This window comes from Dolichospermum sp. DET69 (assembly GCA_017355425.1).
Lineage (GTDB): Bacteria > Cyanobacteriota > Cyanobacteriia > Cyanobacteriales > Nostocaceae > Dolichospermum.
Genome location: CP070233.1, coordinates 5,693,289 through 5,712,444, shown reverse-complemented (window position 1 = coordinate 5,712,444; position 19,156 = coordinate 5,693,289). Strand labels below are relative to the sequence as shown.

Below are 19,156 nucleotides of genomic sequence, written 5' to 3'. Positions count from 1 at the left end.
TATTTTTGGTCAATGCGTAAGTCCTAAATTATTCTTGAAATTGGGATTTGGAACTTTCTATTGTCTCAGTAGGCGAATTTGAGTTCTCTACTTTTGTTACTTCTAGTTGTGGTGCTGCTGGAGGAGACGCAACGGGAGTTGGTATAACTTCAGTAAATTTAACTTCAGGAATTGGTTGTTTCTCTACCTTAGTTTCAGGAATTGGTGCAACTTCAGGAACTTTAACTTCAGGAATTGGCTGTTTCTCTACTTTAGTTTCAGGAATTGGTGCAACTTCAGGAACTTGAACTTCAGGAATTGGTTGTTTCTCTACTTTAGTTTCTGGAATTGGTGCAACTTCAGGAACTTTAACTTCGGGAATTGGCTGTTTCTTTACTTTAGTTTCGGGAGTTGGTTCCGTAACTGGAATCTTAGTAGTATAACTTGGGTCTACAATGCCACGCACTTCATCTGCTGTCAATTCCCCTCTGACAATTTTTGATAAAGTATCTTTACCATTGGGTTGGTAATTAATTAATCTGATAGTGGTATTGAAGGCATTTTTCACAGGTTGTCCTTCATTATCGAGGAATTCCAATTTTACCCAGGTTTTACCAGGTTTAAAGCCTTTGAGATAAATCGGTTGCCAACGATCAAGAATAAAGCTTTCACCATTAACTGTACTACGAATGCGCCAATTGCTCATTGTATCGTCAGGATTAGTTTCAGCGACACTATGTAAAGGTGCATTAGTTAGATAAAAGTCCAACATAATTGGTTCTGCACCATAACTACCATTAGGACGACTATAAGTAAGTAGGGGTAATTTAGAATTGGGGTTATTTTCCTCGGTTTTCGTCAAAACATGAAATGTTGTTTGAGCATAAGCACCTTCATTTTTGAAACTTTCATGCCACGGACGAGAGGCAAATACCCGTAAAGTATGCGTACCTGGGGATAAATCAGACAATACCAGGGGCTGAGTTAAGTCGTAAACAGCTATATAAGGTTGATTGTCTAAAATTACGTGCAAATGGGGTCCAAGTTGCCATTGAGGATCTTTAAATATTGGTAAATCCTTAACTTGCAACCGAACTTTAACTGTATTGTCCTGGAGAATTTCATCTACCTGGGGACTGAGAATACTAACTTGGGGTTGATAGGCATCTAAGCTAGGACGTAATGCTTGGATCACATCTGGCGCTGCAACTTCTGAAAATGTCCCAGAAATTTCTGAAGCTGGGGCTGCTTTCATGAAGGGATTGATAGATACTTCCTGGCTGTTTGCTGCTTCAACGCAACTGCTCAAATTTACAACTAGAACTAATGTGACAACCCATTTAATAATTGGGAATCTCTTAGAGAAAAGTTGATCAAAAAATTTTCTGCACCCAGTGTTCATGTTTTTTATTCCGTAACAGTTTTTAACAATTAACGCCATCATTGTGACGCAAATTATGACTCATGGACTATGGATTAAGACCATAAATCTACTACCAAAGTTATAAATTTACTTACTTTTCTTCGATTACAATGCCAAATAAGTGATTTTTTTGACTTAATTTCAGGACAGAAATTTGGTTTTGTTTCGCCCAATTGGGGTGAAAATAGCTAAATAGCAAGGGTTTAAGCTGTTTTACGTATGAATCATAATTTTTCCAAATAGTTGTTCTTTGTAAATTAAATGAAGAGACTATTGACTTTTAGACAATGAGTATGAATTTGCAAGGTAGATTGGACAATAAACTTGGCTATCTTTAATTATTGTTAACAAGTCTATAACAATGTGCAGGTTCACCCTCTATAATTCAACAGAAACAACTTTTCTTTTCCACACGGCAACCGCATCGCTAGTCCAGAGAAATCTGAAAACTGCGACTGTGCTATTCTAGGTGGTATTCATGATTCCCAATTCCTTATAGAGAGGAGGTCGAATGACGATTAGTCCTCCGGAGCGAGAGGAAAAAAAAGCAAGAGTGATTGTTGACATTGACCCGGTTCCTACCTCATTTGAAAAATGGGCAAAGCCAGGACATTTCGACAGATCCTTATCCAAAGGTCCAAAAACCACAACCTGGATTTGGGACCTCCATGCCCTCGCCCATGATTTTGATACACATACAAGTGATTTAGAAGACATCTCCCGCAAGATATTCGCCGCCCACTTCGGCCATTTGGCTGTAGTAACAATCTGGCTGAGCGGAATGTTATTCCACGGTGCTAAGTTCTCTAACTACGAGTCTTGGCTGGCTGATCCATTAGGCATTAAGCCTAGCGCCCAAACAGTTTGGTCTATTGTTGGGCAAGACATTTTAAACGGTGATATGGGCGGCGGTTTCCGCGGCATTCAAATCACCTCTGGCTTGTTTCAAGTATGGCGTGGCTGGGGTATCACAAGCTCCTTCCAGCTATATGTAACTGCAATTGGCGGCTTGGTATTAGCAGGCTTGTTCTTATTTGCTGGCTGGTTCCACTACCACAAACGCGCTCCTAAACTGGAATGGTTCCAGAATGTGGAGTCAATGCTGAATCATCACTTATCAGTGTTGCTAGGCTGTGGTTCTTTAGGATGGGCTGGTCACTTAATTCACGTCTCTGCACCAATCAACAATTTGTTAGATGCAGGTGTAGCAGCTAAGGACATCCCTCTGCCTCATGAGTTGCTGTTTGATACGGCAAAAATGGCAGCACTCTATCCTGGTTTTGCTAGTGGTTTAACTCCTTTCTTCACCTTAAATTGGGGCGCTTACGCTGATATCCTCACATTTAAGGGTGGTTTAAACCCAGTTACAGGCGGCTTGTGGATGACTGATATTTCTCATCACCACCTAGCGATCGCTGTACTGTTCATCGTTGCTGGTCATATGTACCGTACCAACTGGGGTATCGGTCACAACATTAAAGATATTCTAGAAGCTCATAAAGGTCCTTTTACTGGCGAAGGTCACAAAGGTCTTTACGAAAACCTCACCACTTCTTGGCACGCTCAGTTGGCTACTAACCTAGCTTTCTTGGGTTCCTTGACAATCATCATCGCCCATCATATGTACGCGATGCCTCCCTATCCTTACTTGGCAACTGACTACGCAACACAATTGTGTATTTTCACTCACCATATTTGGATCGGTGGTTTCTTGATTGTTGGTGGTGCAGCTCACGCAGCCATCTTTATGGTGCGGGATTACGATCCTGTTGTTAACCAAAACAACGTTTTAGATCGCGTGATTCGTCACCGCGACGCTATCATTTCTCACCTCAACTGGGTTTGTATTTTCTTAGGCTTCCATAGCTTTGGTTTGTACATCCACAATGACACCATGCGGGCCTTGGGTCGTCCCCAAGATATGTTCTCTGACAGCGCAATTCAACTGCAACCAGTATTTGCTCAATGGGTGCAAAACCTGCACACATTAGCTCCTGGCAACACAGCACCTAACGCTCTTCAAGTTGTTAGTCATGCTTTTGGTGGGGGAATTGTCGCTATCGGCGGTAAGATCGCTATGATGCCCATTGCTTTGGGTACAGCGGACTTCATGGTTCACCACATTCACGCTTTTACCATTCACGTTACTGTTCTCATCCTGTTAAAAGGTGTATTGTATGCCCGTAGCTCACGTCTGATTCCAGACAAAGCTAACTTAGGCTTCAGATTCCCTTGCGATGGTCCAGGTCGTGGCGGTACTTGCCAAGTTTCCGGTTGGGATCATATCTTCCTCGGACTCTTCTGGATGTATAACTCCTTATCAATTGTAATTTTCCACTTCAGTTGGAAGATGCAATCTGATGTCTGGGGAACAGTAGATGCAGATGGCACAGTAAATCACATTACTGGTGGCAACTTTGCAGAAAGCGCAATCACCATTAATGGTTGGTTACGTGACTTCTTGTGGGCGCAAGCTACACAAGTAATCAACTCCTACGGAACAGAATTGTCTGGTTACGGACTAATGTTCTTAGGCGCTCACTTTATTTGGGCGTTCAGCTTAATGTTCCTGTTCAGTGGTCGTGGCTACTGGCAAGAACTCATTGAGTCCATTGTTTGGGCGCACAATAAACTGAAAGTAGCTCCAACAATTCAGCCTCGCGCACTGAGCATCACTCAAGGTCGGGCTGTAGGTGTGGCTCACTACCTATTAGGAGGAATTGCCACCACTTGGGCATTCTTCCACGCACACATCCTCGCAGTAGGATAAAAATCAGTATAATTTTGGATTTTGGATTTGAGATTTAATCCAAAATCCAAAATCTAAGATTTTGCTGACATTACATGGCTAAAGGTCAGAGGACACATCACACCTATGGCAACAAAATTTCCCAAATTTAGCCAGGATCTCGCACAGGACCCGACTACTCGTCGGATTTGGTATGCGATCGCTACAGGCAACGACTTTGAAAGCCACGATGGCATGACGGAGGAAAATCTTTACCAAAAGATTTTCGCTACGCACTTCGGTCACTTGGCAATCATCTTCCTGTGGGCATCCAGCCTCCTGTTTCACGTGGCCTGGCAAGGTAACTTTGAACAGTGGATTAAAGATCCCCTGCACGTCCGTCCTATTGCCCATGCAATTTGGGACCCTCACTTCGGTCAACCTGCAATTGAAGCTTTCACCCAAGCTGGTGCAAGCAACCCTGTAAACATTGCTTACTCCGGTGTTTATCACTGGTGGTACACAATCGGGATGCGGACAAACACCGAACTATATACTGGTTCTGTTGGTTTGCTCCTGTTGTCAGCATTGTTCCTGTTTGCTGGCTGGTTACATTTACAACCCAAGTTCCGTCCTAGCCTCTCTTGGTTCAAGAGTGCTGAACCCCGTTTAAACCACCACTTATCGGCTTTATTCGGTGTTAGTTCTCTAGCTTGGGCTGGTCACTTGGTTCACGTTGCTATTCCTGAATCTCGTGGTATTCACGTGGGCTGGGATAACTTCTTGACTGTAGCTCCTCATCCAGAAGGTTTAACCCCCTTCTTCACAGGTAACTGGGGCGTTTACGCTCAGAACCCTGACACCGCTGGCCAATTATTTGGAACTTCCACCGGTGCAGGAACTGCGATTCTTACCTTCTTGGGCGGTTTCCACCCCCAAACAGAATCCTTGTGGTTGACTGACATGGCTCACCACCACTTGGCGATCGCAGTTTTGTTCATCATCGCTGGTCATATGTACCGGACTAACTTCGGAATTGGTCACAGCATCAAAGAAATGCTCAACTCCAAAGCCGGTTTAATCCCTGGTAGCAAAAGCGAAGGTCAGTTTAACCTGCCTCACCAAGGTCTTTACGACACCATCAACAACTCCCTGCACTTCCAGTTGTCATTAGCTTTGGCATCTTTGGGAACTGTTTGTTCCTTGGTAGCGCAGCATATGTACGCTCTGCCTCCTTACGCGTTCATCGCTAAGGATTACACAACACAGGCAGCGCTCTACACCCACCACCAGTACATCGCTGGTTTCTTGATGGTTGGTGCTTTTGCTCACGCAGCAATTTTCTGGGTTCGTGACTACGACCCCGAACAAAACAAAGGTAACGTCCTTGACCGGATGTTACAACACAAAGAAGCGATCATTTCCCACCTGAGCTGGGTATCTCTCTTCTTGGGTTTCCACACCCTAGGTTTATATGTTCACAACGACGTAGTTGTTGCGTTCGGTACTCCTGAAAAACAAATTTTGATTGAGCCAGTATTTGCTCAATTCATCCAAGCTGCTCAAGGTAAAGCTCTGTATGGCTTGAATGTACTGTTGTCTAACCCCGACAGTATTGCTTACACCGCTTACCCCAATGCTGGTAACGTTTGGTTGTCTGGCTGGTTAGAAGCTATCAACTCAGGAACAAATTCTTTGTTCTTGACAATTGGACCTGGCGATTTCTTGGTTCACCACGCTTTCGCTTTGGCTATCCACACCACCACCTTGGTACTCGTTAAGGGTGCTTTGGATGCTCGTGGTTCTAAACTGATGCCCGATAAAAAGGACTTCGGTTATGCGTTCCCCTGCGACGGTCCCGGCCGTGGCGGTACTTGCGATATCTCCGCATGGGACTCATTCTACCTATCCATGTTCTGGATGTTGAATACCATTGGTTGGGTAACCTTCTACTGGCACTGGAAACATTTAGGGATTTGGCAAGGTAACGTTGCTCAGTTCAACGAAAACTCTACCTACCTGATGGGCTGGTTCCGTGATTACCTCTGGGCAAACTCTGCTCAGTTGATTAACGGTTACAACCCCTACGGTATGAATAACCTGTCTGTTTGGGCTTGGATGTTCTTATTTGGACACCTAGTTTGGGCAACCGGTTTCATGTTCCTCATCTCTTGGAGAGGTTACTGGCAAGAGTTAATTGAAACCTTGGTTTGGGCGCACGAACGCACTCCTCTTGCTAACTTGGTTCGCTGGAAGGACAAGCCCGTTGCTCTCTCCATTGTTCAAGCTCGTGTGGTTGGTTTAGCTCACTTCACTGTTGGCTACATCCTCACTTACGCAGCCTTCCTCATTGCCTCTACTGCTGGTAAGTTCGGTTGATCCTAACTACTGGTTGTAAGTAATTAAAAATCCCCTGCCGCAAGGTGGGGGATTTTTTATCGTGATTCAAAGGTAATGGTAATTCTTGAATTGCCCCTAAAGATTTTATGAGGTATAATTTTAATTGAAAATTTTCAAAAAAATTTGTGAGTCTCATTCTCAAAGTTCCCACTATTAACGATAGTCCAAGAGACTTTGATAACTTGTTTAGACTTTGGCAGCAAATTCAAACAGGTGAAAAAGAAGTAATTTTTGATTTTTCAAAGTGTTATTTTTTACAACAAAACGCTGTTGCCTTCATTGGTGGTTTAGCTAGACTGATAGAGTCTGAAGGCTGTACAGTAATTTTTAATTGGGACACAGTAAAAAATCATGTTGGCATGAATTTGCGTCAAAATGGCTTCAAACACGCTTTCAATAGTGGGGAAGAAGCTTGGATAGGCAATTCTATTCCTTACAGAGAAGACAAATATCAAAATAGAGATAGTTTAGTTCACTATCTAGCCGAAGAATGGTTAGGTAGAGGCTGGGTTCGCATCAGTGATTTGTTGAAACAAAGTATTGTAGGAACAGCTTGGGAAATTTACGCCAATGCTTTTGAGCATAGCAAAACAGATATTGGTATATTTAGCTGTGGACAACATTACCCCAAGTTAGGGGAATTAAAACTGACTGTAGTAGACTTTGGGTTAGGAATACCTCACAATGTACGTGAATTTCAACAAAACCCCAACTTACAAGCAGATCAAGCTTTACAATGGGCTTTTCAAGCAGGGGCAAGTACAAGACTTGGAAGTGTAACAGGTGGAATGGGTCTTGACTTTTTAAAACAGTTCGTACAAATAAATAAAGGAAAACTTCAAATTTTCAGTCATGATGGATATGCGATAATTAATGAAAACCAAGAAGTTTACGAAAATCGAGAAACTTTTTTTGCAGGAACCCTGGTAAACATCACACTCCTTTGTGACGAATCATATTATACTTTAGACTTTGAAGCAGACGATGAACTTTTCTTTTAAGGGAGAGGTTGAGACGATGAAACACGAAATCCTAACCCTAGTAGGTAAAAACTGTATTACACCTATTGATGGACAAAAGGTGTATGACTTAGTTCATCCAGAATTACAAGCTGATCAACCTGTAGAATTAGACTTTAACGGAGTGGAAATTTTTGCTTCTCCGTTTTTCAATTTTGCTATTGGACAACTATTGCGAGATATTTCACCGGACAATCTTAACCGCTTATTAAAATTTTCTGACCTTAAACCAGTTGGTAGGCAAACACTCAAGCTGGTGATTGAAAATTCAAAACGCTATTACTCTGACCCTAAGTTTCGTGATAGATTAGACCAAGTAATAAGTGAACAGGCTAATAACCTCTAATGTCAGTGAATTATATAGTTCAAGCTGAAGTAGTTGATATCTGTTCTGACACTCCTAAACAGGACGACCTTTTTTTAGTTGATAGTAACGTCTGGTATTGGTACAGTTATACTAATGCGAGTAGATCAGCTCTAGCATATCAGATTACGGATTATCCTTCTTATTTGGCACAAGCCATATCTACAGAATCACTACTTTTATATTGTGGTCTTTCTTTAGCAGAGTTAGCACACCAGATTGAACAAACTGAAAGGGTAATTTTTTCTCCTACATTAAAACCCAAAGAATACCGCCATAACTATCCAGTAGAAAGGACTAAAGTTGTAACTGAGGTTGAAACTGCTTGGAGTCAAGTTATATCAATTGCAGCCTGTACGGAAATCATAGTTGATGAAACTACTACAAATACATCACGAAGAAGATTCCAAACACATCCACTTGATGGTTATGACTTGCTCATATTAGAAGCTATGGATAAAGCTGGAGTGAAGCAAATAATTACAGACGATAGTGATTATTTAACTGTTTCTGGTATTCAAGTTTTTACCGCTAATCATAATGCGATCTCCGCAGCAAGAAGAAATGGTAAACTTTTGGTTAGGTAGTCGCCCAAGAGAGTAGCTTAAAACTAAATAATATGGAAAAACTACAAACCTCTTCCAGACAAGCGGAAATAGAAGCAACTTTCACTACACTTGTTAACCAGTGGCGTGAAGAAAATCGTGGTGTATCATCAACTAATCAAATGTGTATGCACCCTGCATATCAACAGATTATAGGCATGGATGAAGCTGTAATACCTTTACTACTCAGAGAATTAGAGAAAAAATCTGGACGTTGGTTTTGGGCATTAAAATCTATTTCCCGAGAAGATCCTGTACCTCCAAATTATAGGGGAAATACAAAAGAAATGACTAAAGCATGGCTAGAATGGGGTAAGCAAAGGGGCTATGAGTGGTAAGTAATAATGCTTGGGTTAGGTATGTAAGAACACTTGTTGAGCGCGATTTTCCTAACCTAATTGTCTACGGATATAAACTTACAAGTCCAGATACGATTGACTATAACTGTATAGCTTGGGCAGCAGAATATGATCAAGCATGGTGGTGGCCAGATGCTCAAAACGAAGAATATTGGCCACCAGATGTTCCTAGAGAGGAGAGTATTAACGCTTTTCGGCAAGCATTTCAAACTCTTGGTTATGAAGTCTGTGAAGATGATACTTTAGAACCAGGATTTCAAGTATTGTTAATTGATCAGAATAGCTAAAAAAGCGATCGCCAAGAGCACCAAAAATAGATAAAACCCTCTATCGTACCATAGAAACAATTATGCAATATGTCTAATATCTCTAACAGGAAAAGGAATTTGAATCCCTTCTCTCTGAAAACGTTTGTGTAATTTCTTCACAAACAGATGTTTACCAATTCGTTGATCAAAAAATTCACTGACACGCATATAAAGAGTAAAATCAATACTATAAGCATTAAAAGTATGAAATCTCATATACGGTTCATTTGCAATTAATTCCGGTGCAATTTCCCGCATAACTTCTTTCGCAACTTCTACCGTTACCCTTTCCACTAATTCCAAATCACTATCGTAGCTTACACCCACATTCATTGTTAAAGTAATTTCCTTAGCCGGAAGATGATAATTAGTGAAAATTGCCGAAGCCAACTTAGAATTAGGGACAATAATGACATTGTTAGAAATTTCTTTGATCGTAGTATTACGCCAGGTAATATCTGTGACATAACCTTGATTACCATCATCTAATTTTATATAATCTCCACTTCTTACCTGTTGAGAAACAATTAAATAAAAACCAGAAAATAAATTGGCTAAAGTATCTTGTAGTGCTAAACCTACCGCTAAACCTCCAATTCCTAAGGTCGTAATAATGGGTGTAATTTCAATACCCACAGTTTGTAAGAGAATTAATGTTCCCAAAACCAAAACAGCAGCTTTAGCTAAATTAGAAATTAATGATGTAGAAACTCCTTCCGTTCTGCAAAGAAATAAATGTACAAAACCGGATGTCAATCTAGCCAAGACTAAAGTTACTGAATACAGTAAAACTATAGTGAGAATTTTTTGGAGGACATTAGTGATATCTGGCTTGATAGGAGAACTGAGAATAGCCCAGAAAAACCCTACCAAAACAAACCAAATAAAGGTCATTCTGTGCAGTGATTCAAATATAATTTCACTACCAGGAATTTTTTGATTAGCAACAAATATTTTCAATTTTATGAAAATAACTTTTTCGCCAATTATCCCAGCAAGTAAGCCAGCTAGAATAAATACCACAGGTATAATCCACGGTATTATCCATTGAATCATGTAGCACTCCTCTTTTATATTTTCATTTCCATCAACGTGAAATTAGACAATAATTCAATCCCCAATTATCTGAATTTCATCAAGTTGATTAATCACCACATCTGCACCTTTAACATGATCTGCCCTACCAATCCAAGTAATCCCAATACATCCAGCGGCTTTAGCATCACGTGCCATTTGCATATCACCCACAGAATCGCCCACCATTAAAGTTCTCTCTGGCGCTACTCCCAAGGCTTCACAAGCTTCTAAAAACAGTGCTGGATCTGGTTTACTTGGACCTTCATCAACTCCCTTTTCCAGTTGCAAATAAGCGCCTAACTCGTGAATAGTCACAAATTTCTTGACCTCTTCAGTCGTCGCTGCTGACAGAATCCCCAATTTTAACCCCGCTACTGACAAAGACTTTAATACCTCCAAACTCCCCACAAATAAAGGTGAAGGAGTTTTACCAACATATTGATCTGCTTCTTCTAAAGCGTGACGGGCAATTTTTAAAGATTCAAACCATCCTCTCCCAGTTTCCGCAATATAGGCTGCTGCTGCAACTTCCGTTTCTTTGCGACTCGCTACAGATATTAAACCTGCTGGATCTAAAAAATCGCCATTAATACCAAAAGCCATTAACAAAGGTTCACCAATACCGGGAACTTGCGCGTCTATCATCCGCGCCCCTTTTTGTCCTAATGTTCTTAAATATGACTCAGAATCTTCTAAAGTCCCGTTTTTATCAAATAAAATTGCTTCAATATTAGAAAATGCAATGTTTTTACATTTAATAGTTACCAAAATATCTCACCCTCCTCATATTAATTGCAGATATTAGATTGTAAGTAAAAAAAAAGAGGGCTTTCCCTCTTCCTAATATACTTTAACAATCTGAGTTGTAATTACTTACAATTATCAATCTATTATTCAATAGCTGCGGGAATCTCTTCTTCAATCTCTGTGGCTGCGGGAATTTCTTCCTCAACTACAGCTTCCACAGGTGCAACTTCTTCAGCAACGGCTTCCACATTTGTAGCTTCTACATCTGTAGCTTCCACATCTGTAGCTTCCACAGGTGTAGTAATACCTTGCTGTTTAGCAAGCAATTGTTCCCGATACTTAGCTGCCATTTCTTCAGCCTTATCATAAACCAAATCACGGTTCTTGATCATGTCACCAGGTTCGGGTTCCAACTGTTTAGTAGACAGCGAAATCCGTCCTCTTTCTGCATCCAAGTCAATGATCATGACTTTCACTTCATCATTGACATTGAATACACTATGAGGAGTGTCAATATGCTCGTGGGAAATTTCGGAAATATGCAGTAGTCCGCTTACGCCGCCGATATCAATGAAAGCACCGTAAGGTTTGATACCGCGAACAGTACCAATGACCACTTCGCCAACTTCCAAACGGTTCATCTTCCGCTCAACGAGCGCTCGACGATGGGAAAGAACTAAGCGGTTACGCTCTTCATCTACTTCTAGGAATTTCAAAGGCAGGTCTTCACCTACCAAATCTTCCTTGGGTTTGCGAGTGCTAATATGAGAACCGGGGATAAAGCCGCGTAATCCTTCAATTCGCACTAATGCACCACCACGGTTGGTTGCGAAAACACCAGAACGAACAGTAGCATCTTCTGCTTGCAACTGACGTACTCGCTCCCAAGCCCGCATATACTCAATCCGACGAATTGAAAGGGTGAGCTGACCATCTTCATTTTCATCGGTAAGGATGAAAAATTCCCGTGTTTCGTTTGATTGTAAGACTTCTTCCGGGGCATCGACCCGGTTAATAGACATTTCTTGTATGGGTATATATGCTGCGGTTTTCGCACCTATGTCAATCAGAGCGCCGCGCGGCTCTATACTGAAAACTGTACCCGGTACGACATCACCAGGGCTGAAGTGATAGTCGTATTTATCTAGTAGAGCAGCGAAATCTTCGTGGGTAAATCCAATTTCTGTAGCGGTTAAGTTCTGATTGACCATGCTAATGTATTCCTGGGTCTAGTCTCCGTAAAGGTTTTGTCATAAATTCAGTTTATATGTAAGTAGTGGGAGGACAATTTCCACTTACACTGCTGTCTTATCCTAGCTTAAAATAGCTAGTCTTAACACATATCAACTTCCAGACATAAAATTATATCATATATAGCAGTCAATAAGAAATAGGTCTTTTCGTGATAGCGTAGCGTGGCGTAAGCCATGGGTTAGGAGTCACCGAGTCAGGAGTCACCGAGTCAGGAGAAAGGAAGAAGAAAGGAAGAAGAAGGAAGAAGAAGGAAGAAGAAGGAAGAAGAAGGAAGAAGAAGGAAGAAGAAGGAAGACACGGGTCCGTTAATGAGTCCTCAAATTTACCTGGTTATTGAAGAGTGAAAATGCAAGGGTTTTAAACATCTATTGTCAATAATCTGGCACCTGTTTGCTGATAAAACTCTGTAAACCTTTATCTATCAACGCTATTGCTTTCTTTTATGCAAGCCCTACTGAAACTAAAATATCCGTTGCTACTATCATCAGTAACAACGGATATTATTAGCATATATTCCCTAGTAAAGTGGGAATAAATAACCTACTTCTCTTTTTTCTCAAACCGAGGGGGTTCGCGGAAGGCAATCGAAAAAAAGAGTACACCTATTGCTAGGGCTAAAATCAAGATGTAAGCAACACTTTCCATATTTTTCAGATCTGTGCCTATTGAGCCAGTAATTTTAGTTTACCAAACCAGAGAAAAAGCATGAAGTAGATGTTTCTACTTCACACCTCATCCCAGTTTTAAGCTTCCTTTCTGCGGCGAGTTGTCTTGTCACCCAGCTTCTGGAAAAGACCCCATTCAACTTGTTCTTCTTCAATTTCCACACCGGCAAATACATCACGGTAGATTGTCCGTGAACCATGCCACAAGTGACCAAAGAAGAATAATAGAGCGAATACAGCATGACCAAAGGTAAACCAACCTCTGGGAGATGTCCGGAATACACCGTCAGACTTCAAGGTTTCTCTGTCAAATTCAAAGATTTCTCCACCTTGAGCCTTACGGGCATACTTTTTGACATCAGCGGGATCTGTAAAGGTTTTACCATTCAGATTACCACCGTAGAAACTGACAGTTACGCCAGTTTGTTCAAAACTATACCTAGATTCTGCCCGACGGAAGGGGATGTCAGCACGGACAACACCATCTTTATCGGTCAAAATAACTGGGAAAGTTTCAAAGAAGTTAGGCAGACGACGAACCGTTAATTCCCGTCCTTCGGCATCTGTGAACACAGCGTGACCTTGCCAAGATTCAGCAATACCATCACCATTCACCATTGCCCCTGTCCGGAATAAACCACCTTTAGCGGGGCTATTACCAACGTAATCGTAGAAAGCCAGCTTTTCAGGAATCTTCGCCCAAGCTTCGGTAAGAGTTGCACCTTCGGCAACACTCGTTTGCACACGACGCTCAATTTCTTGCGCGAAGTAGCTTTGATCCCACTGGTAGCGAGTAGGTCCAAACAGTTCAATTGGGGTAGTAGCGTTACCGTACCACATAGTTCCAGCTACGATGAAAGCAGCGAAGAATACAGCAGCGATACTGCTAGAAAGTACGGTTTCAATATTACCCATCCGTAGGGCTTTGTAGAGCCTTTCAGGAGGTCTAACTGTCAGGTGGAATAAACCAGCGATAATACCGACGATACCAGCCGCAATGTGGTGAGCAACCACACCACCGGGGTTAAAGGGGTTAAACCCAGCCGGACCCCATTCGGGAGCTACTGGTTGAATGCTGCCAGTGACACCAAAGGCATCAGACACCCACATTCCTGGTCCAAATAGTCCAGTCAGGTGGAAAGCACCAAAGCCAAAACAAAGTAAACCGGATAAGAACAGGTGAATACCAAACATTTTTGGCAAATCTAGCGCAGGTTCACCAGTGCGAGGATCTCTAAAGAGTTCCAAATCCCAGAAAACCCAGTGCCAAACGGCAGCCAAGAATAATAAACCGGAAAGAACAATGTGAGCAGCAGCAACGCCTTCAAATGACCAAAAGCCGGGGTCTACTGCTGTGCCACCAGTTACGCTCCAACCGCCCCAAGATTCGGTAACACCTAAACGGGCCATGAAGGGAAGTACGAACATCCCTTGTCGCCACATGGGGTTGAGAACTGGATCACTAGGGTTATAAATGGCTAGTTCGTACAGTGCCATTGAACCTGCCCAGCCAGCTACTAAAGCGGTGTGCATTAAGTGGACAGAAATCAGCCGACCTGGATCGTTGAGAACGACTGTATGTACTCGATACCAAGGTAGTCCCATTGACTACAAGCCTCCTGGATAGTTATGTTTACAAAGCAATTTTCTTACTGAGATTCCCAAAAAACGGAAACCGCTAATGAGAGGTATCTTGTGAGTTTTATTATTGCTGATTTTGAGTTTGGCAATACCGACGCACTACCATAGTTTAAGTTCTTTTGTCAAGAATTAGCTATTTGAGTGTTGGGGCGATCGCTAAACAAAAATGAGAATATTTTAAAAATTGTAACTATTGATGGAACGCTTTGCAAGCGTTTCTATAGTTGGGGTTTTACTGGGCGATCGCCGTTACTTTAAAGCAATTTGGAATATAGTACAAAGCACTATCTCTTAATTTTGTCAATAATTATTAATTTAACTTTACGTTAATTAACTTAATCTGCAATATATCCCATCTAAAACACCTAAAGAAGCTGATCGCTATAATAAAACCAGTATCACTGAGGAAAAATCAACAATGTCCATTACACTCGATCTGCCACCGAAAATTGAGGGGCTGCTGCGACAGCGGGCTGAAAGCACCGGACAAGATATTTCGCAAATGGCGATCGCGGTTCTGACTTTGGGGCTGAGTTTGGATGATAATGATTTTTTTGAGGCTTTAAAGGGAATCCAACACGGGCTTGATGATTTTGAAAGAGGGCAATTTTCGAGTTTAGAGGATTTTATTGCCGAACAAAACCAAAAATATGGACTGTCTCTGGAAGCATGACGTACCATATTGATTTCTCTAGTGTTGCGAAAGCTGAAGCGGATGCTGCCTTCTTAATTCTTTCTCAGTTTACGACAGGAGAACGCGCCCAAACCTGGTATCAAGGACTGATTGATGCAATCGTCTCCCTGCAAAAAATGCCTCAGCGCTGTGCGATCGCCCGTGAGGATGCCTTCTTTACCCAAGAAATTCGCCAGCTTCTTTACCGTCAAGGAAAACAAACCTATCGCATTCTATTCACGGTTCTTGAAGACCAGACTATTGCCACGGTGAGAATTCTCCACATTCGTCATGCAGCACAGAAGACAATCGGTGAACCGGAAGTAGAGGATTAATCTTCTTGGCTTCCATCCACAACAGCGCTCCGCGATCGCTTGTCGAGAAATGATAGGTTTTATTTTAGACTCTCTATTCTCAAGTGTTTGCCAATGGCTTCATAATTATCTGGAAAATTTATAGTATCGTTAAAAGATAAAATAGTTGTAATTCTTTAACTACCTGAGTTATTCATGTCTAATCAATGGAAATTCTTAGTATAAATAATACGCATAATTTCCCATAAATTAGCTAAGATGGTTAGGCACATAGCATATAAGTGTATATGGATATATCACAAGCAGCCAGCAGTATCTTACGAAAAATTGGGTATTTACTCCTTCACCTGCAATCGACAGAAAAAACAATCAAGGTTTGTATACAAATTGCTTTACCTGATGAACAAGACTTTTTTATAAATGTACTTGATAGATTGAACGAGAAGGAGCGAAAGAAGCCATTAGGCCACTTTTTGAAAGCACGTCGACTCAGAGCGGATTTAAATTCAGATGTTGATGAATTGCTTGAAAGGTTTTTGAACCACCGGAATGCTTTCGTCCACAATCTCGAAGAAGTTCCAGAATGGAACTTGAAAACAAGAGAAGGGTGCATGGCTGCGGATGCTTTCTTAACCAAACTCCATAACGAGTCTAAAGAAGTTCATTTGTTGTTTTTAGGTATACTCAATGCTTGGAAAATTCAAACAGAAAACGAAACAAGTGCCGAAGAGGAAGCTTGTGTTGCAAAGCTTTCTAAATACCAATCACCAATAATTAAAAGAAAATATAGGAATTTTCAGAGTGATTGCTGATATTTTTGGTTGGTTTGCTATAAAGAAACCTAACACTATTTCTTCCTCACTTTTATTTTAATCCTAAAATTTCTAAGCTAAAATTTAACTAATTACTTAACAAATAAAGGAGGATAAAATGGATGCAATAACTACTCAGCAAGCAAGTTATGACTTGGATGGTTTGATAGATCGCGTGATTGCAGACGTAGAACCGACTATCATTTGTAATGATAAGGGCAACAAGGCTATTTTAATTTCTCTAGACGAGTTTTCATCATGGCAAGAAACATTGTATTTATTGTCAAATCCTTTTAACGCCAAGCATCTTCTTGGCTCAATTCAATCATCAAAAGTGGGTGAGTTTATTGAGAGAGACTTAATTGAAGAATGAAACTCACATTTACAGAAGCTGCATGGAAGGATTATTTGTGGTTTCAGGAAACTGATAAAAAACTCTTGAAAAGAATCAGCACTCTAATTAAAAAAATTCTGTAGTCACAGTTAATGACAACACACCCCCAGATAGAAAACTTACACGCTCAGTAGTAGCAACTGAATTAGGTAAATTTTTGTCGCCTGAACGCTTAGAAGCAGAGTATTTGGTTGATATGATGCTTAATGTAAGCAAAGCGATCGCCTGATCAATTTTTGCGGTGTGATAATTCCCCAACTTCAGCAAGAACGATTACAAAAGTTGAGTCAAGAATTACAATTTGCTATTAATACTAATAATATCTCCTCTGTGGAGTATCACAGTAAAGAAACCAGACGAGAACTTTGGGACTTACACGATGAACACTAAAACTAAAATTGACTGTCCTGTTTGCGGCTATCAAGGAATTGAGAGCAATACCTGTCCTAATTGTGATACGGATGTTTCTTTAATTCGCTCCTTAGAAGAATTGCCTCAGCGGCCAAAATCTTGGACAACAGGAATTGCCATCTTAATGCTGATCATCGGACTGACTATCGGTGCAGCAGGTAGTATTTTTGCTCTGCAAACAGCTATATATACCGCAACTGTCCCTAAGCCTACAGTTACTACTAATCCTAATCTGACTCCACAGGTTATTACCCCTGTTATCCCCAAACCAGCCCCATTACTAGCTACTTATACCGTTAAATCAGGAGATACTCTGAGTAGTATTGCCAAAAAGTTTTGTAGTAAACCTACTGATTGGCAATTAATCGTTGCAGCTAACTCCGAATTACAAAAACGGGAAAATAAATTAGATATAGATCAGGTGTTAAAAATTCCTAGTAGCTGTAAAGGAAAAACTTCATGAGTATAGTTGACAACTTCCAACAAGCTAATGAAAAAGCTGAAAACTAAAATAAATAGTTAAAAAATTACTGTTACGGTTGTCAAGAGGGCAATAACCAAGAAAAATTATATTCAAGCCCAAATGTTGCTAATTAAAGCCTATCGAATGGGTGGACAATTGCAAAGCGCGAACTGCTTGCAGCAGTGCTTCGCTATCGCTTTAATATCCTTAGGCATTGCTCTGTTGTCAGCTTTTAAGTAATCATCCCCATTCCCAAGTCAACACTTGGGCTAACAAAATTTTAATTATGTTATCTAAAGAGATTTCCCGTGCCTGACTCATCCCCAAACTATCTCATTAGCTCAGAATTACGAGAATTACTCGTACAAAAACTTGGCGTTCTGCAAAAAGACAATGTGATATTACAACAGTCTTTAAGAGAACAGCAAATCCAAACCACAGCCCAAACAGAAGATTTATTCTTAGAACTTTTAGAAGTTGCTGATGCCTTAGAAGCTTTATTAGACTATTTAGAAAACAATCCTAGTCCTAGTCCAGAATTTATAGACCGCTTACCCAAATCCATTGGTGCAGTTAATCGCAAGTTTCTGAGTGTATTAGGAAAACGCCAACTTTTACCTATAGAATTACAGGAAGGCACAGAACCAGATTTTAACTTGTGTTGCGTCATTGATCGAGAAGAAAGAACCGATATCCCAGACCAAACAATTACTAAAATTGTCCGTCGCGGATTTCAATGGGGTGAAAAAGTCCTCCGTCCCGCAGAAGTTATTACCGCTAAGTCAGATAATGGTGATGTTACGACTATTCCCACTCCTGACTCCTGAACTCCTACTTACACTGTTAATTATGACTCCTCACGAAAGTGATATTAAAGATACTTCTGGGCAAACAAAAATATGGAGTAGTTGGCAGGAAAATTTAGTTTTAATAACTATTGCCCTGTGTTTAGCTCTCCTAATTCGGACATTTATTGCTGAACCACGTTTGATTCCATCAGAATCAATGTATCCTACCTTGCACACAAGCGATCGCTTAGTTATAGAAAAAGTATCATATCGTCTTCACCCTCCCAAAATAGGTGATATCGTCGTTTTTAACTCACCACCAGAATTACAAAGACGCGGATATTCTCAAAACCAAGCCTTTATTAAACGGGTAATTGGTGAACCAGGATCAGTAATTAGCATCACTCAAGGCAAAGTTTACCTCAACGGTAAAGCCTTAACAGAAGACTATATTGCCGAACCACCAAACAGCGCATTTCCAGAAATAAAAGTTCCAGAAGGCTCATTTTTCGTCATGGGAGACAATCGCAATGATAGTAATGATTCGCGCTACTGGGGTTTTGTCCCTAGTAAAAATCTCATCGGTCGGGCTACATTTCGCTTTTGGCCACTCGACCGCATTGGCTTAATCTAAGAGAACTCCAAAAAATAAATTATCCAATATTGTGGGATGGGCATCCTGCCCGTCCTGGTATTATTAACAAGCTGTTTATGACTGCACCACAAGAAATT

Annotated in this window: 20 protein-coding genes and 2 pseudogenes; 16 read left to right on the top strand and 6 right to left on the bottom strand. The window is 40.9% G+C overall.

Going from position 1 to position 19,156, the window contains the following annotated elements:
• Positions 1-28: 28 nt before the first annotated feature.
• Positions 29-1,381 carry a hypothetical protein gene (locus EZY12_26235; protein ID QSX68070.1) on the bottom strand — a complete coding sequence of 451 codons (1,353 nt, stop codon included), beginning with the start codon at positions 1,379-1,381 and terminating at the stop codon, positions 29-31.
• A 532-nt stretch (positions 1,382-1,913) separates the two neighbouring features.
• Here EZY12_26235 and psaA point away from each other — a divergent pair.
• From psaA to EZY12_26200, 7 genes and pseudogenes are all read left to right on the top strand, one after another.
• Entirely contained in the window at positions 1,914-4,172 is a 2,259-nt protein-coding gene (gene psaA, locus EZY12_26230) for a photosystem I core protein PsaA (GenBank protein ID QSX68069.1), read from the top strand.
• A gap of 105 nt (positions 4,173-4,277) precedes the next feature.
• Positions 4,278-6,509 (top strand): photosystem I core protein PsaB, encoded by a 2,232-nt coding sequence (psaB, locus tag EZY12_26225; protein ID QSX68068.1) that lies wholly within the window; start codon positions 4,278-4,280, stop codon positions 6,507-6,509.
• Positions 6,510-6,655: 146 nt separating this feature from the next.
• The gene (locus EZY12_26220) at positions 6,656-7,531 is read left to right on the top strand and encodes a hypothetical protein (protein ID QSX68067.1); all 876 of its coding nucleotides are present in this window, start codon (positions 6,656-6,658) and stop codon (positions 7,529-7,531) included.
• A 16-nt stretch (positions 7,532-7,547) separates the two neighbouring features.
• Positions 7,548-7,895 (top strand): STAS-like domain-containing protein, encoded by a 348-nt coding sequence (locus tag EZY12_26215; GenBank protein QSX68066.1) that lies wholly within the window; start codon positions 7,548-7,550, stop codon positions 7,893-7,895.
• A complete protein-coding gene (locus EZY12_26210; GenBank protein QSX68065.1) occupies positions 7,895-8,500 on the top strand; it encodes a hypothetical protein in 606 nt (201 codons plus the stop codon). Before EZY12_26215 ends, EZY12_26210 begins: the two co-directional genes overlap by 1 nt.
• A gap of 29 nt (positions 8,501-8,529) precedes the next feature.
• Positions 8,530-8,856: pseudogene (locus tag EZY12_26205) on the top strand (hypothetical protein).
• Positions 8,850-9,137, top strand: a pseudogene (locus EZY12_26200) (hypothetical protein). The pseudogenes EZY12_26205 and EZY12_26200 overlap by 7 nt, the downstream one beginning before the upstream one ends.
• Positions 9,138-9,224: 87 nt before the next feature.
• On the opposite strand, the gene EZY12_26195 reads toward EZY12_26200, so the two are convergent.
• From EZY12_26195 to psbB, 5 genes are all read right to left on the bottom strand, one after another.
• On the bottom strand, positions 9,225-10,241 hold the full coding sequence (locus tag EZY12_26195) for a mechanosensitive ion channel (protein ID QSX68064.1): 1,017 nt from the start codon (positions 10,239-10,241) through the stop codon (positions 9,225-9,227).
• Positions 10,242-10,295: 54 nt separating this feature from the next.
• Positions 10,296-11,030: an HAD family hydrolase gene (locus EZY12_26190; protein ID QSX68063.1), complete on the bottom strand. Its 735-nt coding sequence runs from the start codon at positions 11,028-11,030 to the stop codon at positions 10,296-10,298.
• 122 nt (positions 11,031-11,152) lie between these two features.
• A complete protein-coding gene (locus tag EZY12_26185) occupies positions 11,153-12,220 on the bottom strand; it encodes a 30S ribosomal protein S1 (GenBank protein ID QSX68062.1) in 1,068 nt (355 codons plus the stop codon).
• A 583-nt stretch (positions 12,221-12,803) separates the two neighbouring features.
• Complete coding sequence (locus tag EZY12_26180; protein ID QSX68061.1) at positions 12,804-12,908, bottom strand: photosystem II reaction center protein T; 105 nt, start codon at positions 12,906-12,908, stop codon at positions 12,804-12,806.
• Between the two features lie 98 nt (positions 12,909-13,006).
• Positions 13,007-14,533, bottom strand: a complete 1,527-nt coding sequence (gene psbB / locus EZY12_26175; GenBank protein QSX68060.1) for a photosystem II chlorophyll-binding protein CP47 — start codon at positions 14,531-14,533, stop codon at positions 13,007-13,009.
• Between the two features lie 454 nt (positions 14,534-14,987).
• Here psbB and EZY12_26170 point away from each other — a divergent pair, with 454 nt between their 5' ends.
• The 9 genes from EZY12_26170 (at position 14,988) to lepB (ending at position 19,058) form a co-directional block, all read left to right on the top strand.
• Positions 14,988-15,242: a hypothetical protein gene (locus EZY12_26170; GenBank protein QSX68059.1), complete on the top strand. Its 255-nt coding sequence runs from the start codon at positions 14,988-14,990 to the stop codon at positions 15,240-15,242.
• Complete coding sequence (locus tag EZY12_26165; GenBank protein ID QSX68058.1) at positions 15,239-15,577, top strand: type II toxin-antitoxin system RelE/ParE family toxin; 339 nt, start codon at positions 15,239-15,241, stop codon at positions 15,575-15,577. The genes EZY12_26170 and EZY12_26165 overlap by 4 nt, the downstream gene beginning before the upstream one ends.
• A gap of 266 nt (positions 15,578-15,843) precedes the next feature.
• Positions 15,844-16,368 carry a hypothetical protein gene (locus tag EZY12_26160; GenBank protein QSX68057.1) on the top strand — a complete coding sequence of 175 codons (525 nt, stop codon included), beginning with the start codon at positions 15,844-15,846 and terminating at the stop codon, positions 16,366-16,368.
• A gap of 118 nt (positions 16,369-16,486) precedes the next feature.
• Positions 16,487-16,741 carry a type II toxin-antitoxin system Phd/YefM family antitoxin gene (locus EZY12_26155; protein ID QSX68056.1) on the top strand — a complete coding sequence of 85 codons (255 nt, stop codon included), beginning with the start codon at positions 16,487-16,489 and terminating at the stop codon, positions 16,739-16,741.
• Complete coding sequence (locus EZY12_26150; GenBank protein QSX68055.1) at positions 16,738-16,845, top strand: type II toxin-antitoxin system YoeB family toxin; 108 nt, start codon at positions 16,738-16,740, stop codon at positions 16,843-16,845. The genes EZY12_26155 and EZY12_26150 overlap by 4 nt, the downstream gene beginning before the upstream one ends.
• Positions 16,846-17,005: 160 nt before the next feature.
• Positions 17,006-17,152 (top strand): hypothetical protein, encoded by a 147-nt coding sequence (locus EZY12_26145; protein ID QSX68054.1) that lies wholly within the window; start codon positions 17,006-17,008, stop codon positions 17,150-17,152.
• Complete coding sequence (locus tag EZY12_26140) at positions 17,142-17,636, top strand: LysM peptidoglycan-binding domain-containing protein (protein ID QSX68053.1); 495 nt, start codon at positions 17,142-17,144, stop codon at positions 17,634-17,636. The genes EZY12_26145 and EZY12_26140 overlap by 11 nt, the downstream gene beginning before the upstream one ends.
• Positions 17,637-17,944: 308 nt before the next feature.
• A complete protein-coding gene (gene grpE / locus EZY12_26135; GenBank protein QSX68052.1) occupies positions 17,945-18,463 on the top strand; it encodes a nucleotide exchange factor GrpE in 519 nt (172 codons plus the stop codon).
• A gap of 22 nt (positions 18,464-18,485) precedes the next feature.
• A complete protein-coding gene (gene lepB, locus EZY12_26130; GenBank protein QSX68051.1) occupies positions 18,486-19,058 on the top strand; it encodes a signal peptidase I in 573 nt (190 codons plus the stop codon).
• Positions 19,059-19,156: the final 98 nt, after the last annotated feature.